Raw genomic sequence first — 23,210 nt, forward strand, 5'->3', positions numbered from 1 at the left:
GGGTGACGCCGGGGCGGTTGAACGGAAAGCGGAAGCGCGACAGACTTCCTCCTCCCGCTGGCGGCGGCGGTGGAATGACGGGACGGGGCGAGGTGTTCACGCCGGTGAACGGCGGGGCGGAGCAGCGGGAAAGGGGGGCAGCGATGCCGACTCTCTGGACACGGATGAAGGCCGAGATGGGGGACGTCGAGGCGCAGCACGCGCTTGCCGAGACCCTCCGCGTCGCCGACGTCGCGGCGGCGGTGCCCTGGTACCGCCGGGCGGCGCGCGGCGGCCATGTCGCGGCGCAGACGATGCTGGCCTTCCTGCTCGCCAACGGAATCGGGGTGCGTGCCAACCCGCGCGCCGCCATCGGCTGGTACCGCCGCGCCGCCATGCAGGGCGACGTCGGCGCCCAGAACAATCTGGGCTACATGCACGAGCAGGGGGCCGGCGTCGAGCGCGACGCCGCCAAGGCGGCGCTGTGGTACCGGCTGGCGGCCCTCCAGGGCTCGGCCACCGCGCAGGTCAATCTGGCGCTGCTGCTGCTCGACGGGCGCGGCGTGGAGCGCGACGAGGCGCAGGCGGTGCGCTGGCTCGGCGAGGCCGCCATGCGCGACCATCCCGCCGCCCAGTTCCGGCTCGGCCTGTGCCTGCGCGAGGGGGTCGGCGTCGAGCGCGATCCGGCCGCCGCGGAGGAGTGGCTGCGGGCCGCGGCCGAGCGTGGCGACCGCGATGCGCAGGCGGTGCTGGCGGCTCCGCGCCGGACCGGGCCGCCGCCGGTGGAGGGACGGCCTTCCGCTCCGCACGGGGTGTCCGACGGCGGGGCCAAGGGCGGCAGCGAAGGGGATGGCGAGGGGGATGGCGGGGACGGCTGGGACTCGGGCTGGCCGCTGTCGCAGGCGCCCGCCGCGTTCGTGTTCGACCCGCCGCCCGTGGGCACCGGCCGGGTGCCGCCCGGCTGAAACCATCGGTGGGGACGGGGCCGGGCGCGCCGGATTCAGCTTGCAACATCTCGATGGTTTCTGTTCATCGTATTGGGACTACCCCCGTATGGTGATGGAGCCTTTGGCGGTCCGTGGCTGATTCGACCCAACGTCCAACGGCGCTGTCTCCCGGCGCGACGCCTCCGGACGCGATGCCGCCGGATGCGGCGGCTCCGCGCGCGGTGACGGCGTGAGAGTCGGCGGCGCGCTCGCCCTGCGCACCGGCGCGGTGGTCGCCGCGACGGTGGCGCTGGCCGTGCTGCTGTCGGTCGTCCTGTCCGGCCTGAAGTTCGAACAGAAATTGCGGGACGTCACCAGCTCCCGCCTGTCGGTCGTCGCCGACGAACTGCGCCGCCGGGTCGAGTTCGGCCTGACGCTGGGGCTCGACCTGTCGGAGCTGGTGGATGTCCAGGCGCTGGTCGAGCGCGCGGCCTCGGGCGAGGAGATTCTCGGGGTCGAGGTGGTGGACGAGCGCGGAACCGTGCTGTTCGCCGCCGACCGCGCCGCCGTCGGCCGGCCCTCGCCCGTGCGCTGGGACGCCGCGACGGCGCCGGCCGTCACCGGCATCCGCCAGCAGGTGGCCGGCGACGCCCTGATCCTGGCGGCCGGGCTGCGCGACAGTTTCGGCCAGCCGGTGGGCGCGGTGATCCTGCGTTCGTCGCTCGGGGGCCTGCGCGGCCGCATTGCGCGGGTGGAGACCGAACTCGCCGCCGGGACCACGCTGCTGCTCGCCGTCGTGGCGGCGGTGACGATGGCCGCCGTGTTCCTGGTGGTCCGCCATGGCGGCGGCGGTCGCGGTCTGGCCGCCGGCGCCGAGCCCCTGGGCGCGGCGCGCCAGCGCATCGACCGGGCGGCCGGCGAGGCCGACGCGGCGCTCGACGCGCTGGAGCGGGATCTCGACGCCCTTTCCTCCCAAGGCCGCCCCGGCGGGGTGACGCCATGAGCCGGGCGGCCCGCGACCCGATCGGCGCGCTGGTCCTGCGGCTGACCATCGTCACGGTCGGCGTCCTGCTGCTGGCGGCCGCGGCGGCGTCCTGGCTGTCGCTGCGCGGCTTCGACCCGCTGTTCAGGCCCGAGCTGGCGCGCAAGGCGCAGACGGTCAACGAGCTGCTGGCGACCCAGATCGACCGGGGGCTCGGCGTCGGCATCCCCCTGCACCGCATGCCGGGGCTGGAGCGGCTGTTCGCCGACGAGGCCGGGCGCCACCCGGACATCGCCTACGTCGCGCTGACCGACCCGGCCGGCCGGATTCTCGCCTCGGCCGGGGCGCCCGTCGCCGGGCTGGCCGCCGTCGCGCCGGAACGGCTGGGCGGCGGCGCCGACGGGCGGCTGGCGCGCGGCTTCATCGACACCGACCGGCCGCTCGGCGACCCGGCCGGCCCGGCGGGGCGGCTGCATGTCGGCGTCGACAGCGCCTTCCTCGCCAAGGCGTCCACCGACCTGATGCTGGACGTGCTGTCGGTCGTCATCGTCTCCGTGCTGCTGGTCTTCGAGGTGCTGCAACTCGTCGTGAATCTGGCGATGCGCCGGGGCCTGGCGCTGCGGCTGCTGGCCGACCGGGCGGAGGAGGGCGATTTCCGCGCCGGGCCGCCGGCCGGGGAGGGGGCCGCCGGCGACGAGGCGATCCGCGCCCGCCTCGACGGGGTGAACGCCCGCCACGCGGCGCTGTCGGCGCGGGTGGCGGACCTGCGCGGGCGCCTCGGGTCCGGCGACGGTCCCGGAGAGGCGGCGGTGCGGCGGGCGGAGCAGGGGCTGGCGGCGCTGGGCCGGCGCTTCCGCTTCCGCGATGCGGCCGGGGCGCCGCCGGCGCCGCTCAACCTCGTCTTCCTGCGCCTGCCGGTCTTCCTGTTCTGCCTGTCGGAGGAGCTGTCGCGGCCCTTCCTGCCGGCCTACGCCAAATCCTTCGCGACCGAGATCCCCTGGCTGACGCCGGACGTCGTGGTCAGCCTGCCGATCACCATGTTCATGCTGATCTGGGCGCTGTCGCAGCCGGGCGGGGCGCGCTTCTCCGAGCGCTGGGGGCGCGGGCGGGCCTTCATGGCCGGGGCGCTGCTCGGCTCGCTCAGCCTCGCCATGACCGCCTTCGCCACCTCGCTGTTCGACCTGATGCTGTGGCGCTGCCTGACCGCGCTCGGCTACGGGCTGGTGCTGATCACCGCGCAGGGGATCGTCGTCGACCACACGACGCCGCGCAACCGGGCCGGCGGCATGGCGATGTTCATCGGCGCGCTGCTGGCCGCCGGGGTCTGCGGGCCGGTCAGCGGCGGCATCATCGCCGACCAGGCGGGGTTCCGCGCCACCTTCCTGCTGGGGGCGGCGCTGGCGCTGGCCGCCGGGCTGGGGGTGTCGCTGCTGCTGCTCCGGACGCGCGCCGCCGACGCGCCCCCGGCGGCGCGGCCGGCGCTGGGCGGGGCCTTGCCGCTGTTCCGCGACGCGCGCTTCTCCGCGCTGATGCTGCTCAGCGCCGTGCCGACCAAGATCGCCTCCACCGCCTTCCTGTTCTGCCTCGTGCCGCTGCTGCTGACCGCCGACGGCGCCAGCAAGGCGGAGGTCGGGCGGGTGCAGATGATGTATTTCGTCGCCTTCATCCTGGTCTCGCCGCTGGCCGCCAGCCTGTCCGACCGCTGGCAGGCGCGGCGCGGCTTCATCGCGCTCGGCGGCATCGGCACGCTGGCGAGCTGCCTGCCGATCCTGATGACCCACGCCCTGTGGGGGCCGCCGCTGGCCATCGCCCTGTTCGGCCTGTCGCAGGCGCTGGTCGGCGCCCCGCAGCTGACGCTGGTTTCGCAGATCGCGCGGGAGGGCGGCCTGCCGGAGACCTCGGCGATCGGCTGGTACCGGCTGATCGAGCGGCTGGGCGGGGCGCTCGGCCCCGTCGCGGCGATGGCGGTCGCGGTCGTCACCTCCTACCGCGAGGCGATGCTCGGCATCGGCCTGCTGTGCGGGGCGAGCGCGCTGCTCTTCTGGTTCCTGTTCCGCACCGCGCGCCCGGCGAGCCCCGCCGTCCGCCCGCAGGAGGCCTGACCGATGTCCGTTCGTCCAATGCCTGGCCGTCCCGCCCTGGACCGCCGCACGCTGCTGAAGCTGGCCGCCGCCGGGGGCATCGCCCTGCCGGGCCGCTCCCGGGCGGCGGAGCCCGGCCGCAATTTCCGCATCACCATGGTGCTGGGGCGCGGCGAGAGCGACAACGAGTTCGGCTTCAAGGATTATCTGGCGCGGCGCGGCGTGCGGGCGGACTTCACCATCCGCAACACCGGCGGCGACGCGTCGAAGCTGCCGGCGATCATCGAGGAGATCAAGGACACCCGGCCCGACCTGATCTACAGCTGGGGCACGCCGCAGACCCGCGCGCTGGTCGGCCCCTACGACGAGGCCGATCCGAAGCTCCACGTCACCGACATCCCGGTCGTCTTCACCTTCGTCGCCGCCCCGATCGACGCCCGCATCGTGCCCGATCTGGCGCGGCCGGGGCGCAACGTGACGGGGACCGTCCACATCGCCCCCATCGCGGTGCAGCTCAACACCATCCTGGCCTACCGGCCGGTCCGGCGGGTCGGCGTCGCCTACAACCCCAGGGAACGCAACTCGATCCTGACGCTGGAGGGGCTGCGCGCCGAGTGCGGCCCGCGCGGGCTGGAGCTGCTGGAGGAGCCGGTGCCGCTCGACGACCGGGGGGAGCCGGTGGCCGCCGCCGTGCCGGACTGCATCGCCCGCCTCGCGGCGCGCGGGGCGGAGGTGCTCTACATCGGCCCGGACACCTTCATCGCCTTCCACAACCGCAGCGTCGTCGCGGCCGAGGCGCTGCGCCATCGGCTGCCGACCTTCTCGGCGACCGAGCTGATCGTGCGCACCGACAAGGCGCTGCTGGCGCTGGCGAGCAGCGCCTACGGCATCGGCCGCTTCACCGCCTTCAAGGCGGCGCAGATCCTGCTGGACGGAGCCCGCCCGGCGGACATCCCGGTGGAAACGCTCAAGCGCTTCTCCGTCATCATCAACATGGCGACCGCCCGCGCGCTGGAGCATTACCCGCCGGTCGGCCTGCTCAACTTCGCGGAAATCGTCGAGGGCACCCCGTCATGAGCCACAGCACCCACGCCATGGTCCTCGCCGGCCCGCTGCCGCGGGGCGCCGCCGCCCGCGCCATCGCCGGGGCGCGGCTGCCGGCGCTCGCCGCGGAGCTGCCGGACGACCTGACCGTCCGCATTCTGGACCCCGACGACCACGACCGGCTGGCCGATTTCCGCGTCCGCGTGGTGGCGACGCTCGACGACCCCGACCATTACCGGATGGCCGGCGAGGTCGGGAACTTCGTCGCCGACCATCTGGGCGAGCGGGGCGTCACCGCCGGGATCTTCCACGGCAACCGGCTCGTCGCCTACGGCGCGCTCGGCCTGCCGGGGCCGGAGGATCCCAACCGGGGACGCGACCTCGACCTGCCGGAGGACGCGCTGGCGCTGGTCGCCCATATGTCGTCGGCCATGGTCGATCCGGCCGAGCGCGGGCGCGGCCTGCACCACCGGCTGATCGGCTGGCGGCTGGAGGTGGCCGAGGCGCTCGGCCGCCGTCATCTGCTGACCACGGTCAGCCCGCGCAACCACCGGAGCTGGGGCCACCTCGCCGGCCACGGGCTGCACCCGCGCCGGCTGGTCCGGGCGGGCGGCGATCTGGTGCGGCTGCTGGTGCACCGCGATCTCGCCCGGACGCCGGTCTTCGACACCGGCAGCGCTGCCCTGGTCGCGGTCGAGGAACTGGCCGGCCGGCCCGACCTGTTCGAGCGCGGCGGGCGGGTGTGGGCGCGCGTCGCGGCGGGCGAGGGCGCGGACCGGCGCTGGTTCGCGCTCTGCGGCCTTCCGGTTTGAGGGCGGAAATTGACCCGGAATTGACCCGGAATTGACAAGGGGCGCGTGCTTTTTCCAGGCATCGTCATGCCTGGCCCCGTGCCGGGCGTCCACGGCCTTGCATGGGTGACGTTGCCGGGAAATGCTGAGGCTGTGGCGCGGGAGAGGGGGAAAGGTCGGGGATGGGAACGGGCGGTTTCGGGGCGCGTCTGGGGGCCTTTCTCGCGGTGACGGTGTTCGTCGCCGCGCTGGCGGCCGTCACCGTGTGGACGCGCGAACAGGCCCGCCGGCTCGACGAGGCGGTGGCCTCCCAGGTCAATTTCGTGCTGAGCGAGGCCAAGGCGGCGCTGGAGACGCAGCTCAACCTGGGGCTTCCCCTGGCCGACCTGCCGCGCGTCGACGACCAGCTCGGCACCGCGCGCGCCGCGTTGCCCGCCATCCGCTCGGTCGCCGTGCTCGACGAGGCCGGAACGGTCCTGTTCTCGACCAGCACGGTGGAGGTCGGCGAGCGGGTGCCGGTTCCGCCAGGCGAGCCCGGCCTCGTCTGGTCCGCCGCGCATGAGGGGGAACGGGTGTACGGCATCGGCCTCACCACCAGCTTCGACACCGTGGCCGGCACCATCCTGCTGCGCCTGCCGCCCGGCGCGATGGCGGAGCCGGTTCGGCGCTACGCCCTGGGCCTCGGCATCGGCGCCCTGCTGATCGCCGCGCCGGTGGGGTTGCTGGCGTGGCTGGCCGGGCTGCGCCTCGCCAGCGGGCCGCGCCGCGACCTGTCGGCCTTGGCCGACGCGCTGGAGGAGCTGGACGATTCCCGGCCCGCGCCGGCCCGCGCGCCGGTCCGGCCCGCCGCCGATCCGTTCGGCCTGCCGCTGTCGGCCTTCGCCGCCACGGTGCGCCACCGGCTGGGCCTGCTCGACGCGGCGGAGCGCGACGTTTCCCGACTGGACGAGCTGGCATGACCGCCTCGTCCCCGCGCCGCGACCGGCTGTTCTCGCTCGGCCTGCCCGCCGTGGTCCTGCTCGCCGCGCTGCTGACCATGGCCGGGGTCGGTCTGCTCGGCACCCTGCTGGCCCAGGAGCAGTTGGGCGAGGCGCGCGCCGCCAAGGCCGCCGCCGTCGCCGAGGCGGTCCAGCACGATCTGCAACGCGCCATCGGCCACGGCATCCCGCTGGACCGGATGGAGGGCGTCGCCGCCTATCTCCAGGGCATCGCCGGGCGCAACCCGGATCTCGGCTTCCTCGCCGTCACCGGGGCGGACGGCGGGCGGCTGCACGCCGTGCTGCCGGACGCCTCCCGGCTGGACGCGGCGCGTTTCGACGCGCTGGCCGCCAGCCTGCGCGGCCTCGCCCCGCCCGCCAGCCGCGAGGCGGCGATCCAGCCCATCGCCCGCGACGACCGGCTGGTCGTGCGGCTTCCCCTGCGCGCCGCCGCAACGGCCGGCACGGCCGGCACGGCCGCGCCGGTGGTGGGCCATGTGCTGGTCGGCGTCGAGCCCGAACAGGTGCGGCGGCAGATCGCCGGGGAGCTGGCGGTGGTCGGAATGGGCGCCGCCGCGATCCTGCTGCTGCTGGCCGAGATCGCCGGGGCGATGGCGCAGGCCAGCGTCCGCGCGCCGCTCGACCGGCTGGCGCGGGTGATGCGGGCCGCCGCCGCCGGGGATTTCGGCACGCTGATCGGCCGGCGCCCGCGCGACCAGCTCGGCCGCGCGCTGTTCGCCTTCAACGCCGCCGTGTTCCGTCTGCACGACCGCCGCCAGCGTTTCGCCGCCCACGCCGAGGAGGTGCGCGCCGCCGTCTTCGACCCGGAGGTCGCACGCGCCGTCGAAACCACGCGGCGGGACGCGCTGGCCGCCCTCGGGCCGGGGCTGGAGACGGCCCCGCGCCGGGTGGCCGACGCCCGCGCCGTCGACGCCCGCGCCTTCGCCGCCCTGGCCGCCGCCGCCGCCACGCTGCTGACGCTGGCCGGTGGAGTCGGGCCGCTGGCCGCCCTGCCGGTTCTGCTCGGCTCGGCTCTTGCCTTCCGGGTCGATGCGGCGTGGCGGCGGCTGGCCGCCCTGGCGGTGGCGGCCGCGACGGCCCTTGCCGCCCTGCCGCTGGCGGGCGGCGGGAGCCTGGCCGGGCTGGACCCCCTGTCCGGCGGACTGTCCGGCGGGCTTGTCGGCGGACTTGTCGGCGGACTCTGCGGCGGGTTGGCCGCCGGGCTGGCGCTGGCCTACGCCCGCCGTCAGGCGGGGGAGGGCACGCCGCTCGTCCTGCGTTCGATCGTCACCGGGGTGGCGGCGGCGCTGCTGTGGTCGGCGGCGCTGGGCTGGGACGCGGCGGCGCTCGCCGGCTCCGCGCTGGTCCCCGCCCTGCTGGCGGTGCCGATGGCCCGCTCCTTCGTCGTCCCGCGGCGCTGAGAGGCCGGTTCCATGCAGCTTCAGACCCGCATCATCCTGTTCGTCCTCGCCACGCTGACGGTGGTCGCCGGCCTGCTGACCGGCTTTTCCAGCCTGCGCGAGGACGCCGCCGACCACCGCGCCCGCGAGCTTGAGCTGGCCCGTCTCGACACCGCGTGGCAACTCGCCGTCGCCGGAGCCGCCGGCCGCATCGACCGGACCCTGGGGCGGCTGGCCGGCGATCCGGAGATCGTCCGGGCGCTGGCGGCCGGCGACCGTGGCGCGCTCGGCATCCGCATCGCCGTGCTCGGGCTGGCCGGCGGGGACGGCGGCATCACCGATCTCAATCTGATCGCCGGCAACGGCGACCTGCTGTTCAGCACCGACCCGTCGCTCGATCCGGCGCCGCTGCTCGGCCGTGCCGCTCTCGATCCCATCCTGTCGGGCCGGCGGCTGGCGCGCGGCGTGCGGCTGGTCGACGGGCAGCGCCTGCTGGTGGTCACCGGCGCGCCGCTCTACGCCGGCGCCGAGGTCGCCGGGGCGGCCGTCGCCGGGCTCGGCTTCCCGGCGGCGCTGGAGGCGCTGCGGCAGAGCGTCGGCGGCCGGGTCTTCGCGGTGGGGCGCGACGGCGCGCCGTTGGACGGGGCCGCCAACGACATCCAGGATCCGCTGTGGCCGGCGGTGGCGCCGCTGGTCCGGCCGGCGGAGCGCGGAATCGCCGAGTTCACGGCGTCCGGCCGCCGCTACGCGCTGGCCAGCCTGCCGGTCGCCGATCTGGCCGGCGGGCGGGTCGCCACCGTGCTGATCGCCAGCGACGTCACCCAGGCGGTGGAGGAGCGGACCCTGTGGTCGGTCGCCTACATCGCGGCGGTCGGGCTGGTGCTGCTGGGCGCGCTGGGGCTGCTCTACGGCTATCTGCGGCGCAGCTTCGCCGTGCTCGACAGCGCGGTCGGCGCCTTGCAGGATCTCGCGCGCGGGCGCGCCATGGGCTATGTCGAGCTTCCCGCCGGCAACGACGAGATCGGCCGCATCGCCGGGGCGGTGGAGGTCTTCCGCGGCGTCATGCGCGACATCGAGCGCAGCGCCGGCCAGCGCGAGCGCCGCCTGCGCCGCCAGCAGCGCTTCATCCGCCGCCAGATGGAGGCGCTGGCCGTCACGCTGGAGGAGGAGGCGCGGCAGAGCCTGCTCGACGAGCTGCGCCAGATCGAGGCGGAGACCCACGACGCCCAGTCCGCCCAGTCGAAGGGCGTCGGCGACGAGCTGGGGCTGCTGGCGCTGGGCTTCTCGCGGCTGGCGACTCGGGTCAGCACCCAGCAGGTGCAGCTGACCCAGATGGTGCGCGACCTGCGCGACGCGCTGGCCGACAAGCGCCGGCTGATCAGCCTCCAGCAGGAGCTGGAGATCGCCCGCACCATGCAGCTGACCATCCTGCCCCAGGTCTTCCCCGATCTGGCCGAGCTGGACATCGCCGCGCGCATGATCCCGGCCAAGGAGGTGGGCGGCGATTTCTACGACTTCTTCCCGATTTCGGAGACCAAGGTCGCGTTCGTCATCGCCGATGTGTCGGGCAAGGGCATTCCGGCCGCCTTCTTCATGCTGATCACCCGCACCATGCTGCGCGCCATCGCCGAATCCGGCGTCGGCCCGGCCGAGACGATGCGGCGGGTCAACAACCTGCTGGCGGCCGAGAACGAGCAGATGATGTTCGTCACCGTCTTCTACGGCGAGCTGGACCTGCGCACCGGCGTGCTGGCCTTCTCCAACGGCGGCCACAACCCGCCGCTGCGCATCGCCCGCGACGGGTCGGTGCGCGAGCTGGAGCGGGTTCCCGGCATGGCGCTGGCGGCGATGCCCGACATGCCCTACGCCGAGCGCTCGCTGGCGCTGGAGGCCGGCGACATGGTGGTGCTGTTCACCGACGGCGTGACCGAGGCGTTCAACGACAGCGAGGCGATGTACGGTGACGCCCGGCTGGTCGAGGCGGTGGGGCGGCAGGCGTCGGCGACGGCGCGCGGCGGGCTGGACGGGGTGCTGGCCGACGTCGCCGGCTTCACCGCCGGGGCGCCGCAGTCCGACGACATCACCTGCCTGGTCCTGCGCTGGCGCGGGGCGGCCCCGGACGGCGCCTCGGCGGCTGCCGCCTCCATGGACGCCGCTCCGGGCATGGTCGAGGCGGCGGTTTAGTCTTCCTCCCCACCCATGCTATACACGTCGCCGCAACGTGTTCCATGAGGGCAGGGATGAACATCACCGAGGAAGCCGTCAACGGCGTCACCGTACTGCGGACCGAAGGGCGCATCGACAGCGGCAACGCCGCCGAGTTCGAAGGCCATCTCGTCAAGGCGGTCGGCGAGTCCAGCCGGCTGGTCGTGGACATGGCGAAGCTCTCCTACATCAGCTCGGCCGGCCTGCGCTCGCTGCTGATCGCCGCCAAGAAGGCGCGCCCCAGCGGCGGCCGCATCGCCCTGTCGGCGATGGCCCCGCACATCCGCGAGGTGTTCGACCTCAGCGGCTTCTCCTCCCTGTTCGAGATTCACGGCGACGCCGGGGCGGCGGTCGCGGCGCTCGGCGGGGCCTGACCGGACACGGGGCACCACTCCAGGGGAGGAACGCGCATGGCGGCTCGCCGTCCGAGCATCCTGGTGGTCGAGGACACCGCCGCCATCCGCCTGTCGGTGGTCGCCTTTCTGGAATCCCGCGGCTTTTCGGTGACCGAGGCCGAGAACGGCCGGGGCGCCGTCCGCGCGCTCGACCGCCGCGGCTTCGACCTGATCGTCACCGACGTGCTGATGCCGGAGATGGACGGGATCGAGCTGATCAAGGCGGTGCGCGCCAGCCGGCCCGAGGCCAAGATCCTGGCGATGTCCGGCGGGGCGCCGGGTCTGCCGGCCGGCTTCCTCCTGAAGATGACCGAGATGTTCGCCGCCGACGCCATCCTCTACAAGCCGTTCCGCAACGAGGAACTGGAGGCGGCGGTGGAGCGTCTGTTGGGAAGAATGCCGCCGAATTGAGCGGCGCCGCCTTTTTGCCCAAGAAAAGGGCTGTCGAAAAGAAAGGCTCCGGCGCGCGAACGCCGGAGCCTCAAGTGATGCGTGGAACCAACCGCGTCCTTCCTGGCAAATCTCGTGCCATGTGCGGAAGATGTGTGTCCGATGCTTGGAGGCCGTCGGCGGCGGCCTTGGGAAAATCGGGAACGCGGTCTGGCGGGCCCTGTTGATCGGGAACCAGCGGCGGCGCGTCGGTGTCGCCGCCCCAAAATCGATCAAGGGAGCCGACCACCATGGCGCAGTACGAAAACCGTTGGAGGGACGAGGGCCGCGACTGGCGGGACGAGGATCGCTGGCGGGGCGAGGGCCGCCGTTACGGCGGCGACCGCGACGATCATGGGTACGGCGAGCGCTCGGCCGGTGGACGTCCCGACTGGCAGGGCGGCCGCGAGGTCTATCGCGGCTACACCGGCAACGAATCGGGCGGCTTCGGCCGCGACACCCAAGGCCGCGACACCGCCCGCGAGTCGGAGCGGGTCTATGGCCGGACCTTCGGCGGCGGCCGTGACGAAAGCCGCTCCGGCTACGGGGGGTATGGCGGCGGCTATGGCGGCCGGTCGGGATCCAGCGGCTATGGCGGCTACGGCGGTGGCGGCCATGGCGGCACCGGGCGCGACGAGCGCGGCGACTGGAACGATGCCGATTACAGCCGGGGCTACGGCGCCGGCTATGGCGAGCGCGATCTCGGCCGCAATTACTACGGCAGCCAGCAGGCCCAGCGGGATTACGGGCGGGATTACGGGCGCGACCAGCGCCGCGAGTATGGCGGTGACGCCGGCCGCAACTATGGCGCCGGCTATGGCGAGCGGGGCTATGGCGGCTCCGCGGACTGGCGCGGCCGCGACATGGGCAATCGCGACATGAGCCATCGCGACTGGGGCCATTACGACGCCCGCCGCGGCCGGGTGGATGAGCGCGGCTTCTGGGAGCAGGCCGGCGACGAGATCGCCTCCTGGTTCGGCGATGACGACGCCGAGCGCCGCCGCCACCAGGACGAGATGCGCGCCGCCCAGAACCGTGGCCGTGGCCCGCGCGGCTACAGCCGCTCCGACGACCGGGTGCGCGAGGACGTCAACGACCGCCTGACCGACGACCCCTACGTCGACGCGTCCGAGATCGACGTGTCGGTGAGCAAGGGCGAGGTGACGCTGACCGGCACCGTGACCCACCGCTCGGCCAAGCGCCGGGCCGAGGACATCGCCGAGGCGGTGTCGGGCGTGACCCATGTCCAGAACAACCTGCGGGTCCGCCAGCAGACCGGGACCGGCATGGGCAGCAGCACCGGGGCGGGCGCCTCGGCGATGGCCGGGGTCGGAACCGGGACTGGGACCGGGACCGGCGGCGCCATGACGGGCACCAGCGGCAGCGCAACCGGCAGCGTCGGTACGACCACGTCCGGAACGGCGGCTGGAACGACGTCTGGGACCGCCGCCGGAACCGCCGCGGGCATCCGCCGGACCTGAGGCGCCGCCCGGCCCGACGGCCGTCCGGAATGAGGGTCGTTCGGAATGAGGCCGGGCGACACGGAAAGCCCCCTTCCATCCGGGAGGGGGCTTTTTTGCTGGAGAATGTTTCGTGGGCATATCATGTGCCTACGAAAGCTCCCGCTTGACAGCGCACGGCACTCGGTTAAGGTCGGTTTTTGAAACCGACGAGTTCCATTCATGCCTCTTGATCTGGATGACGTGCCGGACTGGCGGGCCAGGCGGCGGGAAACGATCCTGACCGCCGCCGCCGACCTGTTCGCCGGGCGCGATTACGCCGACGTGCAGGTGGACGAGGTGGCGAAAAAGGCCGGGGTCGGCAAGGCCACCCTGTACCGCTATTTCCCGTCCAAGGAAGAACTCTATCTTGAAACGCTGGAGCGTGCACTCGGCGGTTTGGAACAGAGGCTCGACGCGCATCTCGCCCCCGACGTCACGGCGGTGACACGATTGACGGCCATGGTGTCCGCCCTGATCGACACGCTGAGCGAGCAGCTGCCGACGCTGAAGTTCCTGGGTGGCGACCAGTCCGACCTGGCCGACCGGATGCGCCGCATCCTGCGCCGTCGCAGCACCCGCATCGCCGTCGCGCTCCGCAAGGTGCTGGACGACGGGGTGGCCACCGGCGAGTTCCGGCCGCTCGACGGCGACATGACCTCGCTGCTGATCATCGGCATGGTGCGCGGCGGGATCATGCTGCTGGGCGACCGCCCGCGCGAGGCGCTGGAGCAGGCCGTTCTCGATCTGGTGCTGACGGCGACGGCCCCCGCCCGGGGCCATCCCGCCAGCACCCATTCCACCAGCACCCGTTCCGCCTTCGTGCCTGCCCCTTCCTTCGTGCCCGCCGGGAGTTCGACGTGACGACGAGACGGATCCTCCTCCTGCTTCCGGTTCTGGCCGCGCTCGGCGGCGGGGGCTACTGGTACGCCCAGCGCGCCGGCGGCGAGGCGCAGACCGCCAAGGCGGCGACCCCGCCCGCGGCGCGCGGCATCCCGGTGGTGACCCGCCCGGTGGAGATCCGCGCCGTGCCCGAGCGCATCGGCACCATCGGCTCGGTCCAGCCGATCGCCGCCATCGCCATCAAGGCGCGCGTCGACACGGTGGTCGAGACCGTCCACTTCACCGAGGGGCAGGAGGTCAAGGCCGGCGACCGGCTCTTCACCCTCGACGCCCGCGCGCTGGAGGCACAGCTCCGTCAGGCCCAGGCCAATCTGGAACGTGACCGCGCCAGCCTGGAAAAGGCCAAGAACGACGTCAAGCGCTACTCGGAACTGGTCCGCACCAGCGCCATCTCGCGCACCCAGTACGACGCCGCCGTCGGCACCGCCGACGCGCTGGAGGGAACGGTCAAGGCCGACCTCGCCGCCATCGAGGCGGCCAAGGTGTCGCTCAGCTTCACCCGGATCGAGGCGCCGATGGACGGCCGCACCGGCACCGTCAACGCCAAGCCCGGCACCATGGTGCGCGCCGCCGACGCCACGCCGCTGGTGACGCTGACCCAGCTCCGCCCGATCAACGTCTCGTTCAACGTGCCCGAGAAGCATCTGCCGGTGATCCGCCGCGCGATGGGCGAGGGCACGCTCAAGGTCACCGCCGGCATCCCCGGCCAGCCGGGTGCCCCCGCCGAGGGGCACCTGACCTTCGTCGACAGCCAGGTCGACCAGCAGAGCGGCACCATCCTGGTCAAGGGCGAGTTCGCCAACGCCGACACCCGCCTGTGGCCGGGCCAGTTCGTCGACACGGTGCTGACCCTGCGGGTCGATCCGCAGGCGGTGACGGTGCCGGAGGCGGCGGTGCAGACCGGCCAGCAGGGCCGCTTCGTCTATGTCGTGAAGCCGGACGAGACGGTGGAGGTCCGCGCGGTGTCGGTCGCCCGCAGCCAGGACGGGCTGAGCGTCATCGCGTCCGGCGTGGCGGCCGGCGACCGGGTGGTGGTGGACGGCCAGTCGCGCCTTTACCCCGGCGCCAAGATCGCCGAGCGCGCCCCCGACACGCCGGGTGACGCCGGTGCGGCGAAGAAGCGGAGCGAAGCGCCCGCGGTGGCGGCCCCGACCGCCGCCGGAGGTGCCTCGTGAACCTCTCCGAACTCTGCATCCGCCGTCCGGTGATGACCATCCTGCTGACGGCGGCGCTGGTGCTGGGCGGTCTGGCGGCCTACCGCCAGCTTCCCACGGCGGCGCTGCCGCGCGTCGACTTCCCGGTGGTCAGCGTCACCGCCACCCTGCCGGGCGCCTCGCCGGAGACGATGGCCGCGTCGGTCGCCAGCCCGCTGGAGCGCGAGTTCTCCACCATCGCCGGCATCGACACGCTGACCTCGTCGAGCACGCTCGGCAACAGCTCGATCACCATCCAGTTCGTGCTGGAGCGCGACATCGACGCGGCCGCCGCCGACGTGCAGGCGGCCATCGCCCGCACGCTGCGCCGCCTGCCGGCCGAGATGACGACGCCGCCCAGCTACCGCAAGGTCAACCCGGCCGACCAGCCGATCCTGTTCATCTCGCTGAACTCGCCGACGCTCCAGCTCTCGGCGCTCAACGACATCGCCGAGACCATCGTCCAGCCCAAGGTCGCGACGCTGCCCGGCGTCGCCCAGGTGCAGATCTACGGCTCGCAGAAATACGCGGTGCGCGCCCAGATCGATCCCAACGCGCTGGCGGTGCGCGGCATCGGCATCGACGAGCTTCAGAAGGCGATGGCCGCCGCCAACGCCAACACGCCGGTCGGCACGCTGACCGGCGACCGCCAGCAGCTGGTCATCGCCGCCAACCCGCAGCTTCCCAACGCCGCCGCCTTCCGCGAGCTGATCGTCGCCTACCGCAACAACGCCCCCGTGCGGCTCGGCGACGTCGCGCAGGTGCAGGACAGCGTCGAGAACAACCGCACGGCCAGCTGGCTGAACGGCACCCGCACCATCATGCTGGCGGTCCAGCGCCAGCCCGACGCCAACACGGTGGAGGTGGTGGACCGCGTCCGCGCCCTGATCCCGACCTTCCAGTCGCAGCTTCCGGCCGCCGCCTCGATCAAGATCGTCAACGACCGCTCGACCTCGATCCGCGAGGCGGTGGAGGACGTGCAGTTCACGCTGGGCCTCACCATCGCGCTGGTGGTGATGGTGATCTTCCTGTTCCTGCGCCGGCTGTCGGCGACGCTGATCCCGGCGCTGGCCGTGCCGATCTCGCTGATCGCGACGGCGGGCGGCATGCATCTGATGAGCTTCTCCATCGACAACATCTCGCTGATGGCGCTGACGCTGGCGGTGGGGCTGGTGGTGGACGACGCCATCGTGATGATGGAGAACATCGTCCGCTACGTGGAGGAGGGCATGAAGCCCTTCGAGGCGGCCATCAAGGGCGCCCGCGAGATCGGCTTCACCATCCTGTCGATCACCCTGTCGCTGGTCGCGGTGTTCATCCCGATCCTGCTGATGGGCGGCGTCGTCGGCCGGCTGTTCCACGAGTTCGCGATGGTCGTCACCATGGCGATCGCCGCCTCGGCCTTCGTGTCGCTGACGCTGACGCCGATGATGTGCTCGCGCTTCCTCGCCCACCACGCCCATGGCGGGAAGGAGAACCTGTTCGGCCGCGTGCTGGAGGGCGGCTTCTCCGCGCTGCTGAACGGCTACGCCCGCACGCTGCGCTGGACGCTGCGCCACCGGCCGCTGATGGGGCTGGTGATGATCGGCACGGTGGTCGGCTCGGTCCTGCTCTACCAGGCGATTCCCAAGGGCTTCTTCCCGACCGAGGACATCGGCCAGATCCAGGTGACGACCGAGGCGTCGCCCGACATCGCCTTCCCGTCGATGGCGGAGCGCCAGCAGCGGGTCGCCGCCATCATGCAGGCCCACCCGGCGGTGGCGGACGTCACCTCCTCGGTCGGCGTCGGCGGCAGCACCGGCAACCAGGGCCGCATGTTCCTGGTGCTGAAGCCGCGCGACCAGCGCCCGCCGGCGCCCGAGGTGATCCAGCAGCTCCGCCGGCAGGTGAACAACATCCCCGGCATGGCGGTCTACATGCAGCCGGTGCAGAACCTGCGCATCGGCGGCCGCTCGTCCAAGAGCCAGTACCAGTACACCATCCAGGCCATCGACACCGACGAGCTGTACCAGTGGGCCGGCACGCTGGAGGCCGAGCTGCGCAACCTGCCGATCCTCCAGGACGTCACCAGCGACCTCCAGCTCAACAACCCGCAGGCCTACATCCACATCGACCGCGAGAAGGCGGCGACTCTGGGCGTCGGCGTCGATCAGGTGCGCTCGACGCTCTACAGCGCCTTCGGGCAGCGGCAGGTCTCGACCATCTACACGCCGACCAACGACTATCAGGTGCTGATCGAGCTGCTGCCGAAGTTCCAGCAGGACGACTCGTCGCTGTCGCGCATCTATGTCCGCGCCGCCTCGGGCAAGCTGGTGCCGCTCGACGCCTTCGCGCGGGTGGAGCGCACCGCCGGGCCGCTGGCGGTCAACCACCAGGGGCAGTTGCCGGCCGTCACCCTGTCCTTCAACGTGGCGCCCGGCGCCTCGCTGGGCGACGCGGTGTCGGTCATCCACGCCTCGGAGGTCCGGCTCGGCCTGCCGCCCAGCGTGAGCACCGGCTTCGCCGGCACCGCGCAGGTGTTCCAGGACGCCCAGGCGGGGCAAGCGCTGCTGCTGACGGCGGCGGTGCTGGTGATCTACATCGTGCTGGGGGTGCTGTACGAGAGCTTCGTCCACCCGCTGACCATCCTGTCGGGCCTGCCCTCGGCGGCGATCGGCGCGCTGGCGACGCTGATGGTGTTCGGCCAGGAGCTGAGCGTCATCGCGATCATCGGCATCCTGATGCTGATCGGCATCGTGAAGAAGAACGCGATCATGATGATCGACTTCGCGGTCGAGGCGCGGCGCAACGGCATGACCGCCCACGACGCCATCGAGCAGGCCTGCGTGCTGCGCTTCCGCCCGATCATGATGACGACGATGGCGGCGATCATGGGCACGCTGCCCATCGCCATGGCCCATGGCGCGGCGGCGGAGCTGCGCCAGCCGCTCGGCCTCGCGGTGGTCGGGGGGCTGTGCGTCTCGCAGATCCTGACGCTCTACATCACGCCGTCGCTGTATCTGTACATGGAGGATCTGGGCAACGCCGTCGGCCGCCTGATCCACGGCCGCAAGCACGACGTCCCCGCCGGGACCATGCCGGCGGAAGGCGACTGAGGGGGGTGTCCGGGGAGAGGGGCTTCCTACACCGCGACCTGCGTCAGCATCGGGGTGTTCACCCCGGCGTCGGCGCGGCGGTAGGCGGCGATGGCGTCGGACCAGGGCTCGATGGTCAGGCCGTCGCCCATCGCCTCCTGGTGGATGCTCTGGGTGACGAAGCCGGCGTTGGGCAGGGCGGTCTGCGGCAGCGGCGCGCCGGTGACCGGGCGGCCCTCCGCGGCGGTGCCGCCGATCGAGAAGCCGCCGGCCGACGAACCGGCCGAGCGGGCCCGCGCGCGGGTCTCGTCGGTTTCCGCCCGGCCGCTGCCCTTCAGCGCGTCGTCGGTCGGGTCGAGCTTCGCCTCGGCTTCGGAGCGCTTGCGCTCCTCCTCGCCCGGAACGCGGCGGATCGGCTGGATCGCCGCCGCCTCGCTCGCCAGCATCTGCCGCAGCTTCGCCAGCCCGGAGGGCGGCGGGGCGCTGGACGGTGCGGGAAGGGCGGAGATGCTGGACACGGCGGGACGGACACCCAAGGGGGGACGGTCGGAGGATTCCCGATTCCGAACAGCCTAGCAAGGCAAGCGTTCCCGAAATCTTAAAATGTCCGCCGAATGTCCCCCCAGCTTCCAGAGGGGCCATCCCGAGGGGCCGCGCCCCGAGGGGGCCGTCGCGCGGGAGGGCCGTCGTGGTGCGGGGGCGGCGGCGGGGAGGGGGCGGCTCAGCGGTGGCCGAGCTTGCGGTCGCGCCAGACGGCGGGCGGCACGAACACGCCGCCCCACAGGCCCATCTGGCGGTCCCTGGCCTGCGCCTCGGTGGCGGTGTAGAGCCCGGCGCTTTCCGCCCGGTTGAGGGCGTAGCCGAGCATCACCATGCGCCCGTTCAGATCGTAGCCGTCGAGCGTGCAGCGCATCGGCGCCGCCTCCGCCGGATCGACGGTGAGCACGGAGGTGACGGGATGGCAGGTCACCCGGCGCTCTTTGGTGATGACGTCCAGCGCGATGCGCGCGATCTCGCCGCAGCGCTGCGCCTGCCCCTCGCCGTCGAGACAGGCTTGATCGCGGTCGGGAGCGTCGATCCCCCACAGCCGGATTCGCTGCTCGTCGATGGTCAGGCGGCTGCCCGTGTCCACGGACTGGACGAAGCCGGTGACGCTGTCGGAGGGGAAGGCGGGGGCGCTGGTGGGAAGGGTGAGGAGGAGGGTGGCGGCGGAAAGGGCGATTCTTGGAAGCATGTGACGGTCGTCCATAACGGTATCGTTGCGCTGGAGGACGCCGTTCCGGCTGAAGAGCCTGCGGGAAGAATCAGTGGCCTGCACCCATCCAAGCGGGTTAGGATTCTGCATTCCGCCCGCTTGGGTTTCACGCGAATGAGCCGTTTTGTGTCTTATAAGACCGATGCCATTCAATTGATGGCCCTACCGGGCGTGATCGCGGCAGTACTGACGAATGATCACGTCACGTCAGATACGTGCAGGGCGCGCCCTGCTTGGATGGAGTCGCCAATTCCTGGCGGATCGCGCTGTTGTATCCCTCAGCACGGTTCAGCGACTCGAAGAGGGCAAATCGGACCGTCGCGTCAGTTCCATCGAACGTATCCGCAAGGCCCTCGAAGCAGCAGGAGTGGAATTTTCAAACCGGGGTGACGATGGAGTACGGATAAAACCTTGAGGGTATGCTTTGTGGCAGCCTGTGCGCCATGAGCGGACAGGCTTGCGGGCAGAACAGGGATTGGGTGTAATCAGCCGTTTCAAGGATGCGGGGAGGTGGCAGCGTCAAATGGCAGTGGCGATGGATCGTTGAGGGGGAAAGTTGCATAGATATTTCTGATGATATTTTGTTTCATTAATACAACTAATAATTTGTGTTGCGCATATAGGCAATATATGTTTATTATATTAAAACATTATGAATTCTCGGGTGAGGCGATGCAACTTCCTGAACCATCAAAAATTGAAACTGGCACATCAATTCTATTTTTGGGGGCGGGCTTTTCCGCAGAAGCCACGAATACGAAGGATGAAAGCATCAAGGATGTAGAGAGTTTAATAACCTATCTCCTTGGTAAGGTTGGCATTGCATCGTCAGAAGGTTACGATCTCGATACCGCATCTGAAGAGTTTCAGAAGGTCTACGGCGATGAGGCGACTGTTGTTTCTCTGCACAATAACTTTCGAACCAAGGTGTATACCGAAGATCAAGCAACTATAGTTACGCAGCCGTGGCGGCGGATTTATACGACGAACTATGATGACGTCATAGAAACTATCTGCTCCGACAGCAGGAAATCTATTACCAAACATGACGTGCGCGATTCTGTCAGTCAACCTATGCCAAGTACTACACAACTTCTGCATATTTATGGTGATATCGGGAGGGCATCAGCGCAGGAGTTCGCGCAAGCGTTTCTACTGACGGAGCGCCAAAGGGATAATTCACCCTTCTTGAAATCTCCTTGGATGCGAGCCTTTCAGAACGACGTTCTTGCCGCTTCTAGCGTTGTCTTTGTCGGATTCTCGATTTCCGATATAGATATTCGCAGATTACTTGGTCTTTTGCCCTCCGAAGTTCACGAGAAAATCCACTTCGTAACCCGAACGGAAGAGAGGCAGCCGATCATCACTCGTATGAGCAAGTTTGGAACTCCCCATCCGATAGGGCTTTCTGCGTTCGCTGCCCACTTGGGCAGAAAGCGTCCAGGTGCAGCGGTTACGACTTACACGGTACTGCCAGTCACCATACACGAGATGTTCTACACGCCGAAGCTCACAGCATCGGTATCTGCCCCGGACCTCGAGCGACTCTTTATCTCTGGAGTACCTGATCTTGACAAGCTCTCGCAGGCTGATATTTCTGCAGAGCCGGGATCATACACAATCTCGCGCAGCCGCCATGCTTATCAGCGAGCGGGCAACAATGCATCGGGGGTGATGCCGATCCTCGTCAATAGCGACATTGGTAACGGCAAAACAATCTTCGCGGACCAGATCGGCTACCAGTATGCTCAAAAGAACTATCGCGTTTTCAAATTTCAGCGTGAACCAGATAACATTGGTGATATTCTTGCATACCTTCAAGCCCTTGAAGATTCTGCGTTGCTAATATTCGACGATGTCATGCGATTCCCCAAATTGCCCACGGCAATCTTGGAGCTCCGCAAAAGTAACTTGGTGATCCTTGCAACAGTACGAACGAGTTTTCTCGACACATCACTGTCGGCGGTTAAATCTCGTCTCGGTAATGCGACGTGTGTTCAGATCGATCTCGATAGCCCGCAGCGCGATGAGACAAAGAGGACAGTAGAATATTTGGCTGTCAATGGATTGCTGGGAAAATACTCCAATCTCACGGACAATGAAAAGCTCGATTTCGTTGAGAAAACTTGCGGTAGTCAGCTGCGTGATATCGTATTGAGTCTGTATGAAACAGGGGTGCTTCACAGCAGGGTGGAGGAGCTTCTTATCAATGTTCAGAAGCTGGATAAGAATGCTCAAGATCTTATCATTTTTAGCGCTATACTTACTCAAGCTGGATATCAAGAACTGTCTGAGGTCTGGCTTTTAACGGAACTTCTCGATTACTCTGGGGCCTTAGAAGATTTACGTGCATCGCTGAACAAGCAAGAGCTTGGCAGCCTTGTCCGGATAGATCAGGGTGACCTGAGTATCCGGTCACCCGCGCTTGCTGAGTTCATCTTGAGGCGTGTTTTCAATCTAGGGACGATACTTGACGTTGTAAAACGCGCACTTACATCGGTGCATAATAATTTAACTAGTGAAGAAGATCTTGTGAAGATGGCAAAGGGATTGTTGAAATTCTCAGTTTACAGCCGAATTATTCGGAGTGACAGGGAGAACGTACTTATCGAGCGATTTTATGATGATTGTCGTCTTCTCTCTTTTGCGGCTAGCGATCCATTATTTTGGGTTCAAAGATCGATCTGCACAATGAAAAACAAGCAATTCGACATTTCATTCCGTTTTATCGACAATGCCTACGGATTGGCGCGTAGCCGAAGGAATTGGGACACATACCAAATCGATAACCACAAAGCACGTGTGCTCCTGACTCAGTCTCACGAGAACGGAGTCAGTGTAGATGGAAGTCGTGAAAAAGATGCGCTTTCATTACTCCAAGCGGTATTGGCCCGGAAAAATGACGATCTGTACCATCCTCTATCTGTAATGAGAATTTATGCTGAAATTGTGGACAAATATATACATACCCTGACTTTCGAACAAAAAAATTCCCTCAAACACTCAATCGAATCCGCTATTCGTAGTATTTCCAAATTTCGTCATACTGGGCGTTTTAGAAATTTGACCGAGCTGCGCAGCCGTCTGGCGAACTCTGTCAAAGCATTGGACTAATTCAGTATTTTTGATGAACTCCGCAGCGTGCCAAATCTCCGGATCGAAGCGCACCACCATTCCGGGACGGAGTTCGACCGTCCCGGATTCGGTTTCGAGGCGGGCCAGACCCTCCAGCATCAGGAGGAACTGTTCGTGGTCGTGGCTGTGGCGCGGCGCCACCGTGCCGGCCTTGACCACGACCTGCTTCAGCGACGCGCCCGCGCCGACGATCTCCCGCCGTTCCGCGCCGTTCCCGGCGATGGCGGGAAGGTCTTGCCATGTGAACAGCTCGGTCCTGGGCATGTCGGGAACCTTGTGAGGGTGGCTCCAACCGATACGTCCGGACCGGCGGGTTGGTTCACCGGTTCCGCCGGGGCGGGAGTGGACGGGGGCCTGCCGCATGGGTTCGCGACGGCCGGCGATGATGCCGGCTATACCCGTCCCTGCCAGTGGGACGGCCTGCGGCTGGTGTGGGAACAGGCGATGACGAACACGCCTTCCGCCTCGACGCGAAAATAAAGCGCATAGGGGAAACGTCGGACCAGCGCGCGGCGTGTGGTGTCGTGCACCAATGGAAAGTGCAGGGGACTCGTGCCGATCCGGGAAACCGCGTCGTCGATGGCGGAAAAGAAGTGGTCCCCCAGCCCGAACGCCCGGCTGTCGTACCAGAACTGAGCGTCGCGCAGATCGGCTTCGGCCTCGGGCAGAACATAGACGGGCCGGCTCACCGGTCGTTCGGACGCAACCGGGCGCGAACCTCCACCCAAGGGGCTGCGTGCTTGCGGGTTTCCGGGAAGGCGGCGTTGCGCCGGTCCAGTTCGGCCCTCATGCCTTCGGACAGGGGAATGTCGGCATCCTCCAGGCTGTCCAGCAGATCGCCGGCCAGTTCCAGCCGCTCCTGCGGCGACAGAGCGCTGAAATCGATGCGCGGCATGCTCTCACCTCCGTGACGGACCGTCAGGATAAGGCCCGGCGCCCCCT

Annotated in this window: 21 protein-coding genes; 16 read left to right on the forward strand and 5 right to left on the reverse strand. The window is 69.4% G+C overall.

The genetic code is table 11. From position 1 onward, the window contains the following. Positions 1-143 precede the first annotated feature (143 nt). The 14 genes from J2847_RS18285 to J2847_RS18350 all read left to right on the forward strand — a co-directional run bounded on the left by J2847_RS18285 (position 144) and on the right by J2847_RS18350 (position 17,899). Complete coding sequence (locus J2847_RS18285) at positions 144-944, forward strand: tetratricopeptide repeat protein (protein WP_233474605.1); 801 nt, start codon at positions 144-146, stop codon at positions 942-944. Between the two features lie 211 nt (positions 945-1,155). After that, a complete protein-coding gene (locus J2847_RS18290) occupies positions 1,156-1,908 on the forward strand; it encodes a hypothetical protein (protein ID WP_209780307.1) in 753 nt (250 codons plus the stop codon). Continuing rightward, positions 1,905-3,989, forward strand: a complete 2,085-nt coding sequence (locus J2847_RS18295; protein WP_209780308.1) for an MFS transporter — start codon at positions 1,905-1,907, stop codon at positions 3,987-3,989. Before J2847_RS18290 ends, J2847_RS18295 begins: the two co-directional genes overlap by 4 nt. A gap of 3 nt (positions 3,990-3,992) precedes the next feature. Further along, positions 3,993-5,045, forward strand: a complete 1,053-nt coding sequence (locus J2847_RS18300; protein ID WP_209780309.1) for an ABC transporter substrate-binding protein — start codon at positions 3,993-3,995, stop codon at positions 5,043-5,045. After that, the gene (locus tag J2847_RS18305; protein WP_209780310.1) at positions 5,042-5,824 is read left to right on the forward strand and encodes a GNAT family N-acetyltransferase; all 783 of its coding nucleotides are present in this window, start codon (positions 5,042-5,044) and stop codon (positions 5,822-5,824) included. The genes J2847_RS18300 and J2847_RS18305 overlap by 4 nt, the downstream gene beginning before the upstream one ends. A 161-nt stretch (positions 5,825-5,985) precedes the next feature. Next, positions 5,986-6,762 carry a hypothetical protein gene (locus J2847_RS18310; RefSeq protein WP_209780311.1) on the forward strand — a complete coding sequence of 259 codons (777 nt, stop codon included), beginning with the start codon at positions 5,986-5,988 and terminating at the stop codon, positions 6,760-6,762. Further along, complete coding sequence (locus tag J2847_RS18315) at positions 6,759-8,201, forward strand: HAMP domain-containing protein (protein ID WP_209780312.1); 1,443 nt, start codon at positions 6,759-6,761, stop codon at positions 8,199-8,201. Before J2847_RS18310 ends, J2847_RS18315 begins: the two co-directional genes overlap by 4 nt. Positions 8,202-8,213: 12 nt before the next feature. Further along, the gene (locus J2847_RS18320; protein ID WP_209780313.1) at positions 8,214-10,364 is read left to right on the forward strand and encodes a PP2C family protein-serine/threonine phosphatase; all 2,151 of its coding nucleotides are present in this window, start codon (positions 8,214-8,216) and stop codon (positions 10,362-10,364) included. A 56-nt stretch (positions 10,365-10,420) separates the two neighbouring features. Then, positions 10,421-10,759: an STAS domain-containing protein gene (locus tag J2847_RS18325; protein ID WP_209780314.1), complete on the forward strand. Its 339-nt coding sequence runs from the start codon at positions 10,421-10,423 to the stop codon at positions 10,757-10,759. A 36-nt stretch (positions 10,760-10,795) separates the two neighbouring features. Next, on the forward strand, positions 10,796-11,191 hold the full coding sequence (locus tag J2847_RS18330) for a response regulator (RefSeq protein WP_209780315.1): 396 nt from the start codon (positions 10,796-10,798) through the stop codon (positions 11,189-11,191). A 269-nt stretch (positions 11,192-11,460) separates the two neighbouring features. Then, positions 11,461-12,690, forward strand: a complete 1,230-nt coding sequence (locus J2847_RS18335) for a BON domain-containing protein (RefSeq protein ID WP_209780316.1) — start codon at positions 11,461-11,463, stop codon at positions 12,688-12,690. Between the two features lie 201 nt (positions 12,691-12,891). Continuing rightward, entirely contained in the window at positions 12,892-13,572 is a 681-nt protein-coding gene (locus J2847_RS18340) for a TetR/AcrR family transcriptional regulator (RefSeq protein WP_209780317.1), read from the forward strand. After that, positions 13,569-14,786 (forward strand): efflux RND transporter periplasmic adaptor subunit, encoded by a 1,218-nt coding sequence (locus J2847_RS18345; RefSeq protein ID WP_209780318.1) that lies wholly within the window; start codon positions 13,569-13,571, stop codon positions 14,784-14,786. The genes J2847_RS18340 and J2847_RS18345 overlap by 4 nt, the downstream gene beginning before the upstream one ends. After that, positions 14,783-17,899 (forward strand): efflux RND transporter permease subunit, encoded by a 3,117-nt coding sequence (locus J2847_RS18350; RefSeq protein ID WP_209780319.1) that lies wholly within the window; start codon positions 14,783-14,785, stop codon positions 17,897-17,899. The genes J2847_RS18345 and J2847_RS18350 overlap by 4 nt, the downstream gene beginning before the upstream one ends. Before the next feature lie 26 nt (positions 17,900-17,925). Here J2847_RS18350 and J2847_RS18355 read toward each other — a convergent pair whose 3' ends face one another. Both J2847_RS18355 and J2847_RS18360 read right to left on the reverse strand, forming a co-directional pair. Then, positions 17,926-18,396 carry a hypothetical protein gene (locus tag J2847_RS18355; RefSeq protein WP_209780320.1) on the reverse strand — a complete coding sequence of 157 codons (471 nt, stop codon included), beginning with the start codon at positions 18,394-18,396 and terminating at the stop codon, positions 17,926-17,928. A 203-nt stretch (positions 18,397-18,599) separates the two neighbouring features. Beyond that, a complete protein-coding gene (locus J2847_RS18360) occupies positions 18,600-19,112 on the reverse strand; it encodes a thermonuclease family protein (protein WP_209780321.1) in 513 nt (170 codons plus the stop codon). A 214-nt stretch (positions 19,113-19,326) separates the two neighbouring features. On the opposite strand from J2847_RS18360, the gene J2847_RS18365 reads away from it, so the two are divergent. Together J2847_RS18365 and J2847_RS18370 are read left to right on the forward strand one after the other, a co-directional pair. After that, positions 19,327-19,548, forward strand: a complete 222-nt coding sequence (locus J2847_RS18365; RefSeq protein ID WP_209780322.1) for a helix-turn-helix domain-containing protein — start codon at positions 19,327-19,329, stop codon at positions 19,546-19,548. Between the two features lie 257 nt (positions 19,549-19,805). Then, positions 19,806-22,247 carry an SIR2 family protein gene (locus J2847_RS18370; RefSeq protein WP_209780323.1) on the forward strand — a complete coding sequence of 814 codons (2,442 nt, stop codon included), beginning with the start codon at positions 19,806-19,808 and terminating at the stop codon, positions 22,245-22,247. On the opposite strand, the gene J2847_RS18375 is transcribed toward J2847_RS18370, so the two are convergent. From J2847_RS18375 to J2847_RS18385, 3 genes are all read right to left on the reverse strand, one after another. After that, positions 22,137-22,532 carry a cupin domain-containing protein gene (locus J2847_RS18375; RefSeq protein ID WP_209780324.1) on the reverse strand — a complete coding sequence of 132 codons (396 nt, stop codon included), beginning with the start codon at positions 22,530-22,532 and terminating at the stop codon, positions 22,137-22,139. The two genes, J2847_RS18370 and J2847_RS18375, sit on opposite strands and share 111 nt — an antisense overlap. Positions 22,533-22,660: 128 nt before the next feature. Beyond that, the gene (locus J2847_RS18380; protein WP_209780325.1) at positions 22,661-22,957 is read right to left on the reverse strand and encodes a type II toxin-antitoxin system RelE/ParE family toxin; all 297 of its coding nucleotides are present in this window, start codon (positions 22,955-22,957) and stop codon (positions 22,661-22,663) included. Continuing rightward, positions 22,954-23,163, reverse strand: a complete 210-nt coding sequence (locus tag J2847_RS18385; protein ID WP_209780326.1) for an addiction module protein — start codon at positions 23,161-23,163, stop codon at positions 22,954-22,956. Before J2847_RS18385 ends, J2847_RS18380 begins: the two co-directional genes overlap by 4 nt. Positions 23,164-23,210 lie beyond the last annotated feature (47 nt).

The organism is Azospirillum agricola, from assembly GCF_017876095.1.
Lineage (GTDB): Bacteria > Pseudomonadota > Alphaproteobacteria > Azospirillales > Azospirillaceae > Azospirillum > Azospirillum agricola.

Excerpts from the sequence above, each read along its gene's own strand:
- J2847_RS18285 (WP_233474605.1), top strand. The coding sequence starts at position 144 with ATGCCGACTCTCTGGACACGGATGAAGGCCGAGATGGGGGACGTCGAG.
- J2847_RS18295 (WP_209780308.1), top strand. The coding sequence starts at position 1,905 with ATGAGCCGGGCGGCCCGCGACCCGATCGGCGCGCTGGTCCTGCGGCTG.
- J2847_RS18300 (WP_209780309.1), top strand. The coding sequence starts at position 3,993 with ATGTCCGTTCGTCCAATGCCTGGCCGTCCCGCCCTGGACCGCCGCACG.
- J2847_RS18305 (WP_209780310.1), top strand. The coding sequence starts at position 5,042 with ATGAGCCACAGCACCCACGCCATGGTCCTCGCCGGCCCGCTGCCGCGG.
- J2847_RS18310 (WP_209780311.1), top strand. The coding sequence starts at position 5,986 with ATGGGAACGGGCGGTTTCGGGGCGCGTCTGGGGGCCTTTCTCGCGGTG.
- J2847_RS18315 (WP_209780312.1), top strand. The coding sequence starts at position 6,759 with ATGACCGCCTCGTCCCCGCGCCGCGACCGGCTGTTCTCGCTCGGCCTG.
- J2847_RS18320 (WP_209780313.1), top strand. The coding sequence starts at position 8,214 with ATGCAGCTTCAGACCCGCATCATCCTGTTCGTCCTCGCCACGCTGACG.
- J2847_RS18325 (WP_209780314.1), top strand. The coding sequence starts at position 10,421 with ATGAACATCACCGAGGAAGCCGTCAACGGCGTCACCGTACTGCGGACC.
- J2847_RS18330 (WP_209780315.1), top strand. The coding sequence starts at position 10,796 with ATGGCGGCTCGCCGTCCGAGCATCCTGGTGGTCGAGGACACCGCCGCC.
- J2847_RS18335 (WP_209780316.1), top strand. The coding sequence starts at position 11,461 with ATGGCGCAGTACGAAAACCGTTGGAGGGACGAGGGCCGCGACTGGCGG.
- J2847_RS18340 (WP_209780317.1), top strand. The coding sequence starts at position 12,892 with ATGCCTCTTGATCTGGATGACGTGCCGGACTGGCGGGCCAGGCGGCGG.
- J2847_RS18360 (WP_209780321.1), bottom strand. The coding sequence starts at position 19,112 with ATGCTTCCAAGAATCGCCCTTTCCGCCGCCACCCTCCTCCTCACCCTT.
- J2847_RS18365 (WP_209780322.1), top strand. The coding sequence starts at position 19,327 with ATGATCACGTCACGTCAGATACGTGCAGGGCGCGCCCTGCTTGGATGG.
- J2847_RS18370 (WP_209780323.1), top strand. The coding sequence starts at position 19,806 with ATGCAACTTCCTGAACCATCAAAAATTGAAACTGGCACATCAATTCTA.
- J2847_RS18375 (WP_209780324.1), bottom strand. The coding sequence starts at position 22,532 with ATGCCCAGGACCGAGCTGTTCACATGGCAAGACCTTCCCGCCATCGCC.
- J2847_RS18385 (WP_209780326.1), bottom strand. The coding sequence starts at position 23,163 with ATGCCGCGCATCGATTTCAGCGCTCTGTCGCCGCAGGAGCGGCTGGAA.